Consider the following 16924-nt stretch of genomic DNA (forward strand, 5'->3'; position numbering starts at 1 on the left):
GCACAACCCAAACAGTCACTGAACAGACCCGTGGCCCAGCGTGGCTGGGCACGCTGGGCCGCTTTACCTAGATCTGGAGGAGAACAGGACCATGCGGATTGCGATCATTGGACAGCAGGCGTTCGGACAAAGTGTACTCGAGGCATTCTTGGCACGTGGCGATGAGGTCGCCGGCGTGTTTTGCGCCCCGGAAAAAGAAGGCGCCAGGCCCGATCCGCTGCGGCTTGCTGCGGAAAAAGCAGGACTGAAGGTGTTTCAGCTGCCGAGCCTCAAGGGCGAAGCCGCCGAAACGGCCCTGCGCAAGCTCGACGTCGATCTCGCAGTCATGGCTTATGTGCTGCAGTTCGCGCCGCAGGACTTTGTCAACATTCCCAGGCACGGCACCATCCAGTACCACCCCTCGTTGTTGCCTCGATATCGCGGACCAAGCTCGATCAACTGGCCGGTGATCAAGGGCGACACCCGAACCGGCCTCACCATTTTCCGCCCGACCGATGGCCTCGACGAGGGCCCGGTCATCCTGCAAAAGACCGTGGACATCGGTCCCGACGACACGCTCGGCAGCGTCTATTTCGACTGGCTGTTTCCGCTCGGCGTCGATGCCATGCTTGAGGCTGCGGACCTCGTCGTTGCTGGAAAACACAATGAGACTGAACAGGATGAGAGCAAAGCCTCGTACGAAGGCTGGTGCAAGGATGCGGAAGCCAGGATCAACTGGCACGCCCACGTCGATGTGATCCACAATCTCATCCGCGGCTGTGACCCGGCGCCCGGCGCCTGGGCCTCGGTCAATGGCACGAAGGTGCGGCTGTTCGAGGCGCGCAAGCACCTGGTCCGCCGCTTCGGCGACGTCGTGGGCAAGCCAGGCGAAGTCAGCGCGGTCGGCGAGCGCAGTATCAGCATTTCGGTACAGGGCGGCTCTGTGGAGATCTTCAAGGTTCGCACCGAAGCAGGCCAGAAGCTTTCGGGTGCGGCGTTTGCCAATGCTTTCGGGCTGAAGCCGGGTATGAAGCTTGAGGCACCGGTGGTGGCCAAGGTGGCCGAAGCAGTTTCCTGACAGATTTCGTCGGTCAGCCGCAAGGCTGCCATCCTCCCGCAAAAGCCGCCGAGCCATCGGCGGCTTTTAGCGGTCCAGCAAGTCTTTCATCCTCTCGCTGGAAAGGCGCGCCGTTACCGCCTGGCGATAATTCGCCCATCGACATCCTTGATGTCGCGTAGGCCACAGAAGGCCATGGTGATATCGAGTTCCTTGCGGATGATGTCGAGACAGGTGGTCACGCCCGCCTCGCCCCCGGCGCCGAGGCCATAAAGGAACGAGCGGCCGATGAACACGCCCTTGGCCCCGAGGGCGACGGCCTTGAGCACATCCTGCCCGGAACGGATACCGCCATCCATCAGAACTTCGATGCGATCGCCTACAGCATCGACGATTGCAGGCAGCGCCGAGATCGATGAAACGGCACCGTCGAGCTGGCGGCCACCATGGTTGGAGACGATGAGCGCGTCGGCACCACTTGCCGCCGCCTTCTGCGCGTCCTCGGGATCGAGGATGCCCTTGAGAATGAGCTTGCCGCCCCACTGGTCCTTGATCCACTTCACGTCGTCCCAGCTCAGCGCAGGGTCGAACTGCTCCGCCGTCCACGACGACAGCGAGCGCAGGTCGGTGACGCCCTTGGCGTGGCCGGCGATGTTGCGGAATGTGCGCCGGTTGGTACGCAGCATGTTGAAGCACCAGCGCGGCTTGGTTGCCAAGTTGATGATGTTGGGGATCGTCATCCGCGGCGGCGTCGACAGACCGTTGATGATGTCCTTGTGCCGCTGGCCGAGGATCTGCAGGTCGAGCGTCAGTACCAGCGCCGAACATTTCGCCGCCTTGGCGCGCTGGATCAGCCGCGAAACGAAATCGCGATCCTTCATGACATAGAGCTGGAACCAGAAAGGCTTGGACGTGTTCTCTGCAACGTCCTCGATCGAGCAGATACTCATGGTCGACAGCGTGAACGGAATGCCGGCCTTTTCGGCGGCGCGCGCGGCGAGTATCTCGCCGTCGGCATGCTGCATGCCGGTCAGGCCAGTCGGCGCGATCGCCACCGGCATCGACACCTTCTCGCCTATCATCGTTGTTTCAAGCGTGCGGTTGCGCAGGTCTACGGCGACGCGCTGGCGCAGCTTGATTGGCACGAAATCGCTTTCGTTCTCTCTATAGGTGCTTTCGGTCCAGGCGCCGGAATCGCAATAGTCGTAGAACATGCGTGGCACGCGCCGCTTGGCGATTGCACGAAGATCGGCGATCGAGGTTATCGGACGCGCCATTCAGGTCTGCTCCACATTCTCATTGCTGTTCCAAGCCCGCGCGCGGCATGTAAGCCCCCTGAGGCGGAGTTGCCAAGGCCAACCATCGGCTAAACAACTTCAAAAGGAAAAGGGCCCGAAGGCCCCTTCCCGGAATTGCGGATGCAATTCGCTCAGGCGTTAGCTGCCGCAACGGCGCGCTTGGCCATCACGACCACGAGATTGGCCCGATATTCCGGCGACGCATGGATGTCGCCCATCAGGTTCTTGGAGGGCACCGAAACACCTTCCAGAGCTGACGCCTCGAACTTCTTGGTCAGCGCGGCCTCGATCTCCTTGGAGCGGAACACGCCGTCATCGCCTGCCCCGGTCACCGCCGCGCGCACGCCGTCCTTGCCCTTGGTAACGAATACGCCTGTCATGGCGTAGCGTGACGCGGGATTGGGGAATTTGGCATAACCCGCCTTGGCCGGTGCGGTGAATGTAACCGCTGTAACGATCTCGTCGTCCTTGAGTGCCGTTTCGAAAAGCCCCTTGAAGAACTTGTCAGCCGCAAGCTCTCGCTTGTTGGTGACAATGGTCGCCCCAAGCGCCAGCATTGCCGAGGGATAATCGGCAGCCGGATCGTTATTGGCTATAGAGCCCCCGATCGTGCCGCGATGGCGTACGGCCGGATCTCCGATAAGGCTGGCCAGATGCGTCAGCGCCGGGCAGACCTTCTTCAGCTTCTCATCATTGGCAACGTCGAAATGCGTCGTGGTGGCACCGATGGTAACGGTCTTGCCCGACACCTTGATGCCCTTGAGTTCGGCAATGTGGCCCAGGTCGACCAGATCCGACGGTGCGGCGAGCCGCGTTTTCATCGCCGGGATCAGCGTCATGCCACCGGCAAGGAACTTGGCGTCACCTGACTTGATCTTCTTGACGGCGTCCGCGACCGAGGTGGCGCGATGATAGTTGACGGAATACATCTTGCGTCCTCCTCAGTGTTTCGTGCCGGCGCGCAACGCAGCCCAGACTTTCTGAGGCGTTGCGGGCATGGTCAGGTTTTCGTGACCGAGCGCATCGGTGATGGCGTTGATGACCGCCGGCGGCGAGCCGATGGCACCTGCCTCGCCACAGCCCTTCATGCCAAGTGGATTGCCCGGACAAGGCGTGTTGGAAGTCGAGACCTGGAACGAGGGCAGATCGTCGGCGCGCGGCATGGTGTAGTCCATGTAGCTTGCCGTCAGAAGCTGGCCGCTGGCGTCATAGACGGCCCCTTCGAGCAGTGCCTGGCCAACGCCTTGAGCGATGCCGCCATGCACCTGACCTTCAACGATCATCGGGTTGATGATGTTGCCGAAATCGTCGGCGGCGACGAATTGCACGATGTCGGTCTTGCCGGTCTCCGGATCGATTTCGACTTCGCAGATATAGCAGCCCGCCGGGAACGTGAAGTTTGACGGATCGTAGAACGCAGTTTCCTTAAGCCCCGGCTCCATGCCTTGCGGCAGGTTGTGGGCGGTGTAGGCGGCGAGAGCCATCTGGAACCAAGGCACGTTCTTGTCGGTGCCGGCAACCTTGAGCTGACCGTTTTCAATGACGATGTCGCCCTCGTCGGCTTCAAGCAGGTGGGCGGCGATCTTCTTGGCTTTGGCCTCGACCTTGTCGAGCGCCTTGACGATAGCCGACATGCCGACGGCGCCCGAGCGGGAGCCGTAAGTGCCCATGCCCATCTGCACCTTGTCTGTGTCGCCATGCACGATCGACACCGAGTCGAGCGGCACGCCGAAACGGGAGTTGACCAGTTGCGCAAAGGTCGTTTCATGGCCTTGGCCATGGCTGTGCGAACCGGTCAGAACCTCGATGGTGCCGACCGCGTTGACGCGCACTTCAGCCGACTCCCAAAGGCCCACGCCGGCACCGAGCGAACCGACAGCCGCCGAAGGTGCGATGCCGCAGGCCTCGATGTAACAGCTCATGCCGATGCCCCGCAGCTTGCCTTTCTTGGCTGCGGCCGCCTTGCGCTTGGCAAAGCCGGCATAGTCGGCCTGCTTCATCGCGGCGTCGAGAGAGGCGCCATAATCGCCGGCGTCGTAGCACATGATGACGGGCGTCTGGTGCGGGAAGGAAGTGACGAAGTTGGTACGCCTGAGCTCGGCTGGCGAGACCCCCAGCTCACGCGCGGCGATCTCCATCGTGCGCTCCACGACGTAGGTGGCCTCGGGCCGCCCCGCCCCGCGGTAGGCGTCGACAGGTGCCGTGTTGGTGTAGACCGTGCGCACATTGCCGTAGATCGTCGGAATATCGTACTGGCCCGACAACAGCGTGGCGTAGAGATAGGTCGGTGTCGCCGAGGAAAACAGCGACATGTAGGCGCCAAGATTGGCGATGGTGTCGACTTTCAGCCCGACGATCTTGTTGTTCTTGTCGAAGCCCATCTCGACGGTGGTGTGATGGTCGCGACCATGGGCGTCGGTGAGGAAGCTTTCGGTACGATCAGCCACCCATTTGACCGGCACGCCGGTCCGCTTTGAGGCCCACAGGCAGACGATCTCTTCGGGATAGATATAGATTTTCGAGCCAAAGCCGCCGCCGACATCAGGAGCGATGACGCGCAGCTTGTTTTCCGGCGCGACATTGTAGAACGCGCTCATCACCAGCCGTGCCACATGGGGGTTCTGCGAAGTGGTCCAGCAGGTGTAGTGGTCCTCGGCGTTGTCGTAATGCCCAAGGGCGGCGCGCGGCTCCATCGCATTCGGAACCAGGCGATTGTTGACGATGTTGACGCGAGTAATGTGTGCCGCAGTCTTGAGCGCCGCTTCGGTTTTTGCGGCGTCGCCGATGCCCCAGTCGAAGATCAGGTTGCCTTCCGCTTCCGGATGAAGCTGCGGAGCGCCCTTGCCGAGCGCTTCCACAGCATCCGCCACCGACTTGCGTTCCTTGTAGGTGATCTCGACGGCTTCGGCCGCATCGCGCGCCTGGCCCTTGGTATCGGCCACCACCACGACGACGGCGTCGCCGACATAGCGCACACGATCGACAGCAAGCGGCGACCAGGCGCCCATCTTCATTGGGGACCCATCCTTGGAATGGATCATCCAGCCGCAGATCAGATTGCCGATGCCATCAGCCTTGAGTTGCTTGCCGGTGAGCACACCGATGACACCCGGCATGGCTTCGGCCTTCTTGACGTCGATCTTCTTGATGTCGGCATGGGCGTGCGGGCTGCGTACGAATGCAGCGTGCTTCATTCCAGGCACGACCATGTCGTCGACATAGCGCCCCGAGCCGGTGATGAATCTCTTGTCTTCCTTGCGCGCAACCCGTGCGCCAACGCCTTCCATTCCCATCTGAATTCCTCCCGAACCTGAAGAAGCGAATAGCGAGTAGTGAGTAGCGAATAGAGGGAGAGGTAACGACGACAGCGGGCAATGCCCCCTACTCGCTACTCACTATTCCCTTTTCGCTCCTTGCCTCACGCAGCCTTGTTCGCCTTGCTCTTGGACGCCTTCGACATCGTCTTTGAAGCGGCGAGGATCGCCTTGACGATATTGTGGTAGCCCGTGCAGCGGCAGATGTTGCCTTCGAGTTCCGCGCGCACGGTGGCTTCGTCGAGTCCGTCGGGATGCCGGCGGATCATGTCAGTTGCAGTCATGATCATGCCCGGCGTGCAAAATCCGCACTGCAGGCCGTGATTTTCCTTGAAAGCGGCTTGCACGGGATGCAGGTCAGCGCCGTTGGCGAGGCCTTCGATGGTCGTCACGGTCGATCCAGAAGCCTGGACCGCAAGCATCGTGCAGGACTTCACGGCCTTGCCGTCGACATGGACGACACAAGCGCCGCATTGCGACGTGTCACAACCGACATGCGTGCCGGTCAGGTTCAAATTCTCTCGCAGGAAATGTACTAGAAGCGTGCGGTCCTCCACCGCGCCACTAACCTTTCGGCCATTCACGACCAAAGTAACCTCTGACATGAAACCTCCCACTGTTGCCGCGACCGGCCAGGCATGCCCCGCCCCGTCAGGTGAGCAAATCCTATCCCGGCGAATGCAGGCTGCAAGCGCCTTTTTGGATCCAGACACGCAATGCGTGCAGACCAGCGCAGAAATGATGCCCGGCAAGGGTCGATTCGACCTGGAACATCTTGCCGGGACCCGCCCAAACCCGCTTCCGCACGGTGAATGGAAGTGGAATGCCCGGACGGATCATGTCAAAAGCGCTGATCAATTTCATGGGAGGCTACCCTGGCCACTTTCGTCATCACCCCGCCCGAGCGTGCCTCGGTTGCGGTTTCAGGCTCAAGCGAGCGGTTCCCCGTCCGGCGCATCTTCTGCGTCGGCCGCAATTATGCGGCGCACGCGCGCGAGATGGGCAACGACCCTGACCGTGAGCCCCCCTTCTTCTTCGGCAAGCCCGCCGACGCTGTCGTCGACAGTGGCACTACAATCCCCTACCCGCCGCTGACCCAAGACCTCCACCACGAGATCGAGTTGGTCGTTGCCGTTGGCCGCGGTGGCTCTGACATCGACGTAGCGAACGCGCTCGATCACGTTTGGGGTTATGGCGTCGGCATCGACTTTACCCGTCGCGACTTGCAGGACGTGGCAAAGAAAATGGGCCGGCCATGGGACTGGGCAAAAGGCTTCGACCTGTCGGCGCCATGCGGGCCGCTTGTACCCGCATCAGAAGTTGGTCATCCGGCAAAAGGCCGCATCTGGCTTGCCGTCAACGGGGAAACCAGACAGCAGGGCGACCTCACCGAACTGATCTGGTCGATTCCTGAAGTGATTGCCGTTTGCAGCCAGTCGGTGGAACTGAAGGCTGGCGACCTGATCTATTCCGGCACGCCGGCCGGCGTGGGCGCGGTTAAGTCAGGCGACAGGATCACCGGCGGGGTGGACGGCGTTGGCGAGATCGACATCACAATCGGCGCAGCGCGTTAGCAGGCAACGATTGGCGACGGCTCAGGCCGTCGCCTTGCTGCGCTTCTCATAGAGCATGATCAGCGTCTCGGCGACGAGCGCGGGCTTGTCCTCGCCTTCAATCTCGATGGTGTTTTCACCCTTCAGCAGATATTGCCTCGGGCCCCTTTCCTCCATCGAGATGAGGAACGAGCGCATGCGCACACGCGAGCCCACCTTGACCGGGGTCACGAAGCGCACCTTGTCCAGCCCGTAGTTGAAGGCGGCCTGGGTGTTTACCGGGATAACCCCCATGTCCTGGATGAACGCACCGATCAACGACAACGTCAGGAAGCCATGCGCGATTGTCGTACGAAACGGGCTCTGGCGCCGGGCACGCTCCGGATCGACGTGTATCCACTGACGGTCGCCGGTGGATTCAGCAAAACCGTCGATGCGGCTCTGATCAACAACCACCCAGTCGGAAACGCCGAGTTCCTGGCCGACCTTGGTGCGCAGTTCCTCATAAGTCTCGATTGGCTTTGCCACGGTTGTCTCCCCTGCGCCTGATAGCGCCTTGCGATCTTGGGGACCATAGACCGCGCGTGTTTGTCAACCTTCTCGGTCAGATCGCCGCTATTCTGCAGCCTCGCGCTCGACCAGATCGTCCGTCCTCTCGGGATCGCCGGGCGCGGTTTCGCAGCCGAGTTCGGGAAATGCCACCGAGCGCTTGCCGTGGAAGTCGGTGCGCACGACCACCAGCCCCTGCTCCTCAAAGTAGGTCAGCAGGCGCCGTGCCCGGCGTGCCGAATGACTGCCATAGGCGTGTGCGATTGCTGCGTCCGACGGACAAGGCGCGCCCTTCACGGCCGCCTGAGCGACGATCAGGAAAACCGCCTGCAAGTCCTCGGGAAGTGCTGCGGACATGCCAAGCGCCTGCTGCCAGGTGTCGCTCGACGCCGTCTCGTCATCGATACCCGAGCGAGCCACGGCATAGCGGCGGCGGAAGGTGGAAAGCGGCGGCGGCTCGCCCTGCATGCGCTTGATGCGGCAGCGGACAAGAAAATCCTGGTAGAGCACGGCATCGGTGCGGAACGCAGCGTCCGGATCCTCGACCATCTCGCGCACGATCGTGTCGATAAGCGCCTCGCGCTCGGCTTCGTCGAACAGTGGAAATATCGGTTCGGCGACGGGCGCCGATGCCTCGGCGCGCACCTGGGACAGCTGAGCGATAATGTCAGCTGTCGGCGTCGGCGTGGGCGGCACGTGCCGCCGCACGGTCTGGCGTGTCTCCAGAGGCGCCGGTGCGAAAATCAGGTCGCGTGTGTCGTCATTGGCATCAGGCAACGGCATCAGCTTGGGGCTGACCGAGCGCGCGGATGTTTCCACCGGGCCGATGGCCACAGGCAACGGCCGGCGCGACATGGCCGGTCCGAGCGCAATGAAGTTGCCGCGCGCCAGGTCACGGAACATCTCTGCCTGGCGCCGCTCCATGCCGAGCAGGTCGGCGGCGCGGGCCATGTCGATGTCGAGGAAGGTACGGCCCATCAGGAAATTGGATGCTTCAGCCGCCACGTTCTTGGCGAGCTTGGCCAGACGTTGGGTGGCAATGACCCCGGCCAGACCGCGCTTGCGGCCACGGCACATCAGATTGGTCATGGCGCCAAGCGAGATCTTGCGAGCTTCATCGGAGACTTCGCCGGCCACCGACGGCGCAAAGAGCTGCGCCTCGTCAACGACTACGAGCACCGGATACCAGAAATCGCGCTCGGCATCGAACATGCCATTCAGGAAGGCCGCGGCACCCCGCATCTGCTGCTCGACATCGAGGCCTTCGAGATTGAGCACGACGGAAACGCGATGCTGGCGGATACGGCCGGCGATGCGCGTAAGCTCCGCTTCGGTGCGCTGGGCATCGACCACGACATGGCCGAAACGGTCGGCCAGCGTGACAAAATCGCCCTCCGGATCGATGACGCATTGCTGCACCCAAGGCGCGCTCTGCTCGAGCAGCCGTCGCAGCAGGTGCGACTTCCCCGAGCCCGAATTGCCTTGAACCAGCAAACGGGTCGCCAAAAGCTCTTCGAGATCAAGTTGAGCCTTCGTCCCGCCGGACGCCGCTCCCATCTCGATGCCTACCTTCATCCTCTTCCCCAGTTGAATCCTGCCGCACCACTTCGCGAATCGCTGTCGATTCCCGGAAGGCACAATACTCAGATCCAAAGTGTTTTAGCGCCTTTAAGCGCCCGAATGGACGCACAGCGCTCCAGTGGTGATCGTTCTGCTTATCACCTCAATGCCGGCAATGCGCGGCCCGTATGGCGAAACCCACAAGAGAGGTGCATCTGCCGCAGCGTCAGCATGCGGCCAGGAAATCAGCTCTTCTTGTCGTAGCTGTCGCGAATTTCCTGCATCGATTCACGGATGCGCTCGCGCAGGATCTCGACCGATTCCGTGCCCGATTTGCGCACGATTTGAGCTACCTCGCCGGCATTCTTGAGGGCCGCCTCGAACGAGCGCCTGGCGAAATCGGCCTGCTTGGTGAGCAGTTCCTGTGGATTTCCGGGAGCGCGCATACCTTGGGCCGCTTCGGTGATTTCATGCAATGCGCCCTGGATCATCTCGCGCTGCTTGGCCACCAGCGACGACGCGCCCGACGCGCCTGCCTTGATCGATTTTTCCAGCGCTTCGAGGTTTTTACGGTGATGGCTGACGATGGCGTCTACATCCACCGCCGGCATCTTCAGATCGCGGCCAAACTTGGAAAACATGTCGGTGAAAGTTTCAGGTTCGGGTTTCTTGGCCATGGCTCGCTCCCGTTTGGCTCCGGGCCTTCCCGGAGGTCGCAAGGCCAGAATAGAGCAGCAGCCGGCATGGTCAATTCGCCAGCAACAGCAACTCGGCTGAATAGAGCGCAAGGCCCGCAAGTCCGCCGATCAGCATGCCGTTGAAGCGAATATATTGCAGGTCGCGGCCGATATTGATCTCCATCAGCCGGGTCAACTGGCCGAGGTCCCAGCGCTTGACCTGTTCGGCGATGAAGCTGGACACGCCGCTCTTCTGGCTCTCGACGAAAGACGCAAGTGCCACCACGAAACCGGCATTCATGTCGGCGCGGATCTTGGGATCGCGCGCCAAATTCTGGCCAACCTCTAGGAAAAGGTTGGTCAGGTGCTTTCGCGTCATGGAGTCAGCCGATGCGACGTCCTGCTCGATGAAACCGCGCATGCTCTTCCAGACATCTTGCGCCAATCCGCGCAGTTCCGGGCGGGCCAGGAAGTTACGCTTCAGCTGTTCGGCACGCTGAGCGTAATCGGGGGAATGGCGCAACTGGTCGATGAAGCCGTGAACGAAGCGGTCGAACTCGCCGCGCAGCGGATGGTCGGGGTCGGCCCTGACCTCTTCCAGCAACGTCGCCGCAGACGAAACGATACGCTTGAGCAGATAAGCGTCGGCGCGGAACAGGTTGAACACCGACGGCAGTTCCTCCCTGATCTTTTCGCGCAGCAAGGCAAGCGCCTGCTCGTCGCTCAGAAAATTGCCGATGATCTTGGTGAATTCGTCCAGCAGACGCTGATGCCGGCGGTCGTCAGTGAAAGCCGACAATAGTTCGGCCGCCAGCGGCGCGACCTCGACCTTGCCGATGCGATCGAGCATGCGGCGGGTGGCGAACTCACGCAGGCCCGAGCCTTCGATCGCCTGCAGCATCTGCGGCACAAGCCGGCCGACGAAACGCGATAGGCCCTCCGCCCTGCTTTTGTCCGACAGCCAGTCGGCAACGAGTGCGGCAAAATCCACTTCATTGAGCTTGTGGCGCACCGGCTCGGGCGCCAGGAAATTGGACTCGATGAAGCGCCCGAGATTCTCGGCGATGCGGTTCTGGTTGGCCGGGATGATCGCAGTGTGCGGGATCGGCAGACCAAGGGGCCGCTTGAACAGGGCGACGACCGCATACCAGTCGGCCAGCCCGCCGATGGTAGCGGCTTCGGCGAAAGCAGCGACGAAGCCGAGCCAGGGCCAGTAGGCCTGAAGTGATTTCGCGGTCAAGAAGACCGCAACGCAAACTACCAGTGCGGTTGTGGCAATGAACTTGGTCCGCCGCAGGGCCGCAAGTTTTTCGGCGTCGCCGCTGCCGAAAGCCATGTTTGCGCCTGCCGGCAAGGCTTGGCTCTGCGGTGTGGACATCGGTCGCCTTCCCTGTTCGTCGCAGGGACTATATCGGCAATGCCATGCGCGGCTTCAATTCGAAATGCGGTTTCAGGCGGCAATCGCCCTGGCTGCATGTGACACCGCAAGCTTGGCGGGGGCCCACTCGAGTTCGGCAGTTTCGTCCGTTTCGAGGTCGATCACACCATTGGTCTCGCCATATTCGAAGCTGAGCTTGGCGTTGAAGCGACGGGCAAGCGCCTTCATGGCCGCGTTGTTTGAGTGGGTGGTCACTTGAAGTCTGAGATAGCCCAGCCCCCGCGCCTGGGCGACCAGGCGCTGGAACAAGCGACCGCCGATCCCGCGATGCTGCAGCTGGCGTTCGACACTGAATGCGATTTCCGCAGTCGGCGCGCTCTCTTCGGCTTGCTCGTGCAACTCGGCCGCGGCCAAGACCTTGTTTCCCTCGACATAACCAATCACGGTCACACCTTCGCGAAAGCTGCGTTCGGCGTAGGACCTGAGGAAATCGCCATCGGTCAGGCCGTTGAAGCGGTCACGCCGGCTTTGGGCGTCCAATCGGAGGAGGTGCTCGGCAAAGCGGGGCAGATCGGACGGTCGCAACTGGCGGATCACACCCGTCAATGGCCGTTGAGCATATTTGATCTGTTCCATGTCGCAGTCCTCTTGGGTTCCTCCCCAGAGTCTTCGACTCCCGACATCGGCAATATTGTGCAACGCAGCATGGAATTCAACCCATCTACCTGCCCACATATGCAAGGCTGGTTTGCGCCATAAACATGACCATATTTATCACATATATTGACGAACGCTGTCTGGAATTGTTCTAAGGTATGGGCCATATTAAAACCACCGCGGACTCAACGCAGAGCAAGGAAATCGCAATGCGCCTCACACGTCAGACCAATTACGCTATGCGCATCCTGATGTATTGCGCGGCAAACGATGGACGGCTGAGCCGAGTCCCTGAAATCGCCACGGCCTATACGGTGTCGGAGCTGTTCCTGTTCAAGATCTTGCAGCCGTTGGTCGAAGCCAAGCTGGTGGAGACCGTGCGTGGCCGCAATGGCGGTGTACGCTTGGCAAAGCCAGCCGACCAGATATCGCTGTTCGATGTCGTGCGCGTCACGGAAGAGAGCTTCGCCATGGCCGAATGCTTCGAGAACGACGCGGCTGAATGTCCGCTGGTCGACAGCTGCGGCCTGAACTCCGCGCTGCGGGAGGCGCTGAACGCCTTCTTCGAAGTACTGGCCCGCTATACGATCGCCGACCTGGTGGCAGCGAGGCCCAACATGCGTGACCTGCTCGGCCTCCATTTCCCCGAACCTCAGGCGCTGGCGGGTTGACCGCCGGCTAAGCCACGGCGGATTGCGGCAGAACGAAGGGCATGTTGGCCGCAGGCAACGCGCCAACACGCAAGCGGCATCCGAATACTTGCTCGATAAGATCGTCCGTGAGCACCGCTTGCGGGGAGCCCGATGCCGCCAGCCTACCCCGATGCATGACACAGATCTGGTCGGCGAACATGGCCGTCAGATTGAGGTCGTGCAGGATCGCGACCACACCACCACCGCGCCGCGCGAAGTCGCGGGCAATGTTCATGATGATCAGCTGATGCTTGATGTCGAGGCTGGATACCGGCTCATCGAGAAACAGATAGCGCGGCTGACCATCAAGAACTGGCGCCCAGACCTGGCACAACACCCGGGCAAGCTGCACGCGTTGCTGCTCGCCACCGGACAGTTCCTGGTAGAAGCGCCCGGCAAAACCTTCAAGATCGACACGAGCCAGCGCCCGCTCCGGCAACCGGTCAGCTTCGCCGGAAGGAACTCCAGACCTGCCGCCGGTGACGCCGAGCTTGACGATTTCGCGGACAGTGAACGGAAAAGACAGCGCCGTCGACTGTGGCAACACGGCCCGTATGCTCGCCGCTTCCCACGGCTTCAGAGCGGTCGCATTGCGGCCATTGAGGGAAACATTGCCCGAGTAGTGCAATTCACCGGTCAGTGCCTTCAAGAATGTCGTCTTGCCCGAGCCGTTGGGCCCGACAATTGCCGCCAGTTCGCCCGGCCGCACGGTGAAATCGACATTACTGACGATACGCTTGCTGCCAATCGACACCGAGACTTGGTGCGCTTCGATCATCTTTTCTCTCACAATTTGGCGGAAGACGCGTCAAAGATCGACGACGCCACGCTTGCGCAGCAGGATCCACAGGAAGAACGGCCCGCCAACGGCAGCCGTAACGATGCCGATGGGCAATTCGGCTGGCGCCACAATGGTGCGGCTCACTGCATCGGCAAGCAACAGCAGACAGGCACCCAGCAGTGCCGAGGCCGGCAGCAGGTAGCGGTTGTCCGGCCCGATAGCCAGCCGCAGCAGATGCGGCACCACAATGCCGATGAAACCGATGCCGCCGCTGACGGCTACCGACGCTCCAATCGCTGCCGAGACGGCAACGATCGCCACATATTTCAGCCGCTGGACCGGAACGCCGAGATGGCTTGCCGTCGCCTCGCCAAGCGCGAGCGCGTTGAGCCCCTTGGCCAAGAACGGCGTAGTCGCAAGCGCTATGACGATAATCGGCCCAGCGGCTGCGATCTTCAACCAGGTTGCGCCGGCAAGCGAACCCAGCTGCCAGAACGTCAGGTCTCGCAGCTGCCTGTCGTCGGCCATGTAGACGAGGATTCCCGTCAGCGCGATGGCCATGGCACCGAGCGCGATACCGGCCAGCAACATGGTGGCAATGGAGGTGCGGCCCTGCCGTGTCGCGACATTGTAGAGGATGATCGTTGTGACCAGTCCACCGCCGAAGGCAGCAAGCGGCAGTGCGTAGCTGCCCAGAAGTGCCGTGAATGGTGCCAGAAACGTACCGCCAAGCACGATCACGGAAACCGCACCGAGCCCGGCACCGGCCGACACACCGACAAGGCCGGGGTCGGCGAGCGGATTGCGAAACAGGCCCTGCATGACAGCGCCTGATACCGCGAGTGCCGCGCCTACGAGCACGCCCAGGATGATGCGGGGCAAGCGAATATCATAGACGATGATGCTGTCGCGCACCGACAGTGCTTCGTTGCCAGGCGTTGCGCCAAACAGCCAATTGCTGACGAGACCAAGTGCCGAGGCATCTGAAGCTCCCCAGGTCAGGCTGAACAGCGCGGTGACCGCCAACACCACGGCAAGCGCGCCAATTGCAAGCAACGCGCGAGCGGAGCGGTCGCCGCTGACATGGCGAACGCCCTCTTCTTCGCCGGTCAGGCCGGCGATCGTTCCATCCACCACTGTCTCGACCTTACTTCTTGACCGCGTCGCCATAGAGCGAAACGACCAGATCCTTGATCGCGCTGGCCGTGCGCGGGCCAAAGCCAAGCAGGTAGGCACCGTCCATGCGGATGACCTTCTTGGCCTGGCCGGCCGGTGTCGACGCGATCGCCGGGTGAGCGTAAAGGTCCGCGTCGCCAATGGCGAGTTGACCTTCGCGATCCATCATCAGGATAATGTCGGGTTTTGCTGTGATCGCCGCCTCGTCGGTGAGCTGCTTGTAGCCGGAGAACCCTTCGACCGCATTGATCCCCCCTGCCATCGTGATGATGCCATCGGCGGCCGTGCTGCTGCCCGAAGCGAGGATCTTGCCACCCTGCATGCTCAGAATGAACAAGACGCGCTTGCGCTCGGCTTGCGGAATGTCCTTGGTCAGCGCTTCAGCATCGCTGAGTTGCTTGTCGATCTCTGCCGCAAGCGTATCGGCCTTGGTGTCAGCTCCGAGCGCCTTGCCAACGACACGAACTTTTTCGACGATCCCCTCGTGCGTAAAACCCTCGGGAACCGAGATGAAGGGGACGCTCGCCTTTTTGAGCACGTCGAGCGCTTCCTTTGGACCGCTGCCTTCAAGTGCAAGGATCCCGGACGGGTTGACCGACAGCACCCCCTCCGGCGACAGCGCCCGCATGTATCCGACATCGGGAAGCTTGAGCGCCGCTTCCGGATAGACGCTGGTCGAATCGCGGGCAACGAGGGCGCCTTCTTCACCCAGCGCATAGACGATCTCGGTGATCGAGCCGCCAACCGAGGCGACGCGCGAGCGATCGGGCAGAACCGAAACGCCTTCGATTGCGAGACCTGCGATGGTCGTCGAAAGCAACATCGACAGGCCTAGTGCGCCCGCACGTGCGAGCCTTTGGGGTGCCGGCATGATCATTCTCCTTACGCCGCCTGCGGCTGGGATGTGCGCTGCAGGTTCTCGGCGAGATTGCGCCAGCTCTGGCGCTCGCCCTCGCCTTCCTTCCGCTTGCCGAAGAACTGGATGATCATCTCGCCATTGGCGTCATAAGCCTCGACCGAGGTGACATGGCCATCCGTGTTGGGTTTGCGTACGGCCCAGAGTTCGTGGACGTGATCGAGACGAAGATGCAAGTGGAACGTCTCGTCCATCACATTGATCCATGGCCCCATCGGCTTGATATTCTTCACCGGACCGGAGTGGATCTGGATACAGCCGTGATTGCCGACGAAGCACATGATCGGCTGCTCGCTCTCGGCCGCCTGGTTGAACATGGCCGGCAGCGCATCCTTGTCCAGGGTCCAGGCATAGTCGGTTCCAACCATGCGCATTGCCTGCTGGCGACCGAGCTTGAGCGAGCGCAGCATGCCAAAGAACTGATGCACATCAGTCATTGTGCTCCAGCGCTGCCGCAGCTCATCGACGCTGGCAGAGCCGTCGTTGACAGGCTTTTCAGCGACCGCCGCAATGGTAGCGACCATCGGGTCCTGGTTGTCGGTGCCGAGAGATTCGACAAGCTTCTGATAAGCGTAGAGGTTGGACGACGGGCGCAGATGCACCTTGTGGACCGCGGTGCCGGCGGCGTCGAAGAATTGCAGGCTGCGGCGAATTTCGTCACCGTCGCGCTTTTCCACGGCAAAACCATGCGCCCAGGCGCTTGGGAAGATGCGAAGATCGATGTTCTCACCAAGCACCATGGCGGCATGCTTGCCAGGGACCACCTTGTCGTAGACGCCGATCTTTTCGTGCACAGCACTTTCGTTGCGGGTCAGTGCCATGACCTCGCCGACTGCCTCCAGTCCTGCCAACAGATCGTTGACACGCGGTTCGATGCGAACGACGTGCTCGCCACAATGCGCCGCCACCAGATCCGCTTCGGATATGCCGAGCTGGCTGGCGAGATCGCGCTCGCGCATTTTGGGATTGTCAGTTCGCGCCCGCCTAATTTCGTTTGGGGTGGGCTTAACGCGCTGGTCCATTTGAAAACACCTATTTGTTGAGAAACCTATTTGTTGAGAATGAGCTTGCCCTGGCGGGTAATCTTCAGGCGATAGAGCGCACCGCCATGGTCGATGCCGATCTCGAAATCCCCGAGAAACAGCGACTCGCTGGTCAGCGTCCTGACAGCGAGGGTTCCAGCCATCGGCCGTACCGGCATCTGGCCCTCCGGCCGGCGATAACCGTGGCGAAATTGGCCAGAACGGAAATGGTTCGGATTGTGTGAATTCATCGCATTCCACTCCTTCATCCATTCGCCGCGCCGGATCAGTCCGGTCGAGGCCAGAATGGCAAAT

Annotated in this window: 17 protein-coding genes; 3 read left to right on the top strand and 14 right to left on the bottom strand. The window is 61.5% G+C overall.

The features are described from left to right. The first annotated feature begins 91 nt into the window (after window positions 1-91). Window positions 92-1057, top strand: a complete 966-nt coding sequence (locus C8K44_RS13240) for a methionyl-tRNA formyltransferase (RefSeq protein ID WP_109576269.1) — start codon at window positions 92-94, stop codon at window positions 1055-1057. 113 nt (window positions 1058-1170) lie between these two features. On the opposite strand, the gene C8K44_RS13245 is transcribed toward C8K44_RS13240, so the two are convergent. The 4 genes from C8K44_RS13245 to C8K44_RS13260 all read right to left on the bottom strand — a co-directional run bounded on the left by C8K44_RS13245 (window position 1171) and on the right by C8K44_RS13260 (window position 6253). Beyond that, a complete protein-coding gene (locus C8K44_RS13245) occupies window positions 1171-2313 on the bottom strand; it encodes an alpha-hydroxy acid oxidase (protein WP_109576270.1) in 1143 nt (380 codons plus the stop codon). A gap of 152 nt (window positions 2314-2465) precedes the next feature. After that, window positions 2466-3263 carry a xanthine dehydrogenase family protein subunit M gene (locus C8K44_RS13250; RefSeq protein WP_109576271.1) on the bottom strand — a complete coding sequence of 266 codons (798 nt, stop codon included), beginning with the start codon at window positions 3261-3263 and terminating at the stop codon, window positions 2466-2468. Between the two features lie 12 nt (window positions 3264-3275). Continuing rightward, complete coding sequence (locus tag C8K44_RS13255; protein WP_109576272.1) at window positions 3276-5627, bottom strand: xanthine dehydrogenase family protein molybdopterin-binding subunit; 2352 nt, start codon at window positions 5625-5627, stop codon at window positions 3276-3278. Window positions 5628-5752: 125 nt separating this feature from the next. Then, on the bottom strand, window positions 5753-6253 hold the full coding sequence (locus tag C8K44_RS13260) for a (2Fe-2S)-binding protein (RefSeq protein WP_109576273.1): 501 nt from the start codon (window positions 6251-6253) through the stop codon (window positions 5753-5755). Window positions 6254-6523: 270 nt separating this feature from the next. On the opposite strand from C8K44_RS13260, the gene C8K44_RS13270 reads away from it, so the two are divergent. Beyond that, window positions 6524-7222, top strand: coding sequence for a fumarylacetoacetate hydrolase family protein (locus C8K44_RS13270; protein WP_109576275.1), 699 nt, complete (start codon window positions 6524-6526; stop codon window positions 7220-7222). Window positions 7223-7243: 21 nt separating this feature from the next. Here C8K44_RS13270 and C8K44_RS13275 read toward each other — a convergent pair whose 3' ends face one another. The 5 genes from C8K44_RS13275 to C8K44_RS13295 all read right to left on the bottom strand — a co-directional run bounded on the left by C8K44_RS13275 (window position 7244) and on the right by C8K44_RS13295 (window position 12064). After that, window positions 7244-7729 carry a MaoC family dehydratase gene (locus C8K44_RS13275; protein ID WP_109576276.1) on the bottom strand — a complete coding sequence of 162 codons (486 nt, stop codon included), beginning with the start codon at window positions 7727-7729 and terminating at the stop codon, window positions 7244-7246. 87 nt (window positions 7730-7816) lie between these two features. Continuing rightward, a complete protein-coding gene (locus C8K44_RS13280; protein WP_109576277.1) occupies window positions 7817-9325 on the bottom strand; it encodes an ATP-binding protein in 1509 nt (502 codons plus the stop codon). A gap of 230 nt (window positions 9326-9555) precedes the next feature. Further along, window positions 9556-9987 carry a TIGR01841 family phasin gene (gene phaP / locus C8K44_RS13285; protein ID WP_109576278.1) on the bottom strand — a complete coding sequence of 144 codons (432 nt, stop codon included), beginning with the start codon at window positions 9985-9987 and terminating at the stop codon, window positions 9556-9558. Between the two features lie 70 nt (window positions 9988-10057). Next, a complete protein-coding gene (locus C8K44_RS13290; protein ID WP_245417479.1) occupies window positions 10058-11323 on the bottom strand; it encodes a DUF445 family protein in 1266 nt (421 codons plus the stop codon). 114 nt (window positions 11324-11437) lie between these two features. Beyond that, window positions 11438-12064, bottom strand: a complete 627-nt coding sequence (locus tag C8K44_RS13295; protein WP_245417470.1) for a GNAT family N-acetyltransferase — start codon at window positions 12062-12064, stop codon at window positions 11438-11440. A gap of 167 nt (window positions 12065-12231) precedes the next feature. Between C8K44_RS13295 and rirA the strand changes: the two genes are divergently transcribed. Further along, window positions 12232-12693 carry an iron-responsive transcriptional regulator RirA gene (rirA, locus tag C8K44_RS13300; protein WP_109576438.1) on the top strand — a complete coding sequence of 154 codons (462 nt, stop codon included), beginning with the start codon at window positions 12232-12234 and terminating at the stop codon, window positions 12691-12693. A 7-nt stretch (window positions 12694-12700) separates the two neighbouring features. Here rirA and C8K44_RS13305 read toward each other — a convergent pair whose 3' ends face one another. Genes C8K44_RS13305 through hemP form a run of 5 tightly spaced genes read right to left on the bottom strand, consistent with a single transcriptional unit; the run spans window position 12701 to window position 16788 of the window. Beyond that, complete coding sequence (locus tag C8K44_RS13305; RefSeq protein WP_109576281.1) at window positions 12701-13492, bottom strand: heme ABC transporter ATP-binding protein; 792 nt, start codon at window positions 13490-13492, stop codon at window positions 12701-12703. Window positions 13493-13522: 30 nt separating this feature from the next. Next, window positions 13523-14629 (bottom strand): iron ABC transporter permease, encoded by a 1107-nt coding sequence (locus C8K44_RS13310; RefSeq protein WP_245417471.1) that lies wholly within the window; start codon window positions 14627-14629, stop codon window positions 13523-13525. 13 nt (window positions 14630-14642) lie between these two features. Then, window positions 14643-15548, bottom strand: a complete 906-nt coding sequence (locus tag C8K44_RS13315; protein ID WP_109576283.1) for an ABC transporter substrate-binding protein — start codon at window positions 15546-15548, stop codon at window positions 14643-14645. Window positions 15549-15553: 5 nt separating this feature from the next. Further along, complete coding sequence (locus C8K44_RS13320) at window positions 15554-16609, bottom strand: ChuX/HutX family heme-like substrate-binding protein (protein ID WP_109576284.1); 1056 nt, start codon at window positions 16607-16609, stop codon at window positions 15554-15556. A gap of 26 nt (window positions 16610-16635) precedes the next feature. Next, entirely contained in the window at window positions 16636-16788 is a 153-nt protein-coding gene (gene hemP, locus C8K44_RS13325) for a hemin uptake protein HemP (protein ID WP_109576439.1), read from the bottom strand. Between the last annotated feature and the right edge of the window lie 136 nt (window positions 16789-16924).

It is taken from the genome of Aminobacter sp. AP02, from assembly GCF_003148805.1.
Lineage (GTDB): Bacteria > Pseudomonadota > Alphaproteobacteria > Rhizobiales > Rhizobiaceae > Aminobacter.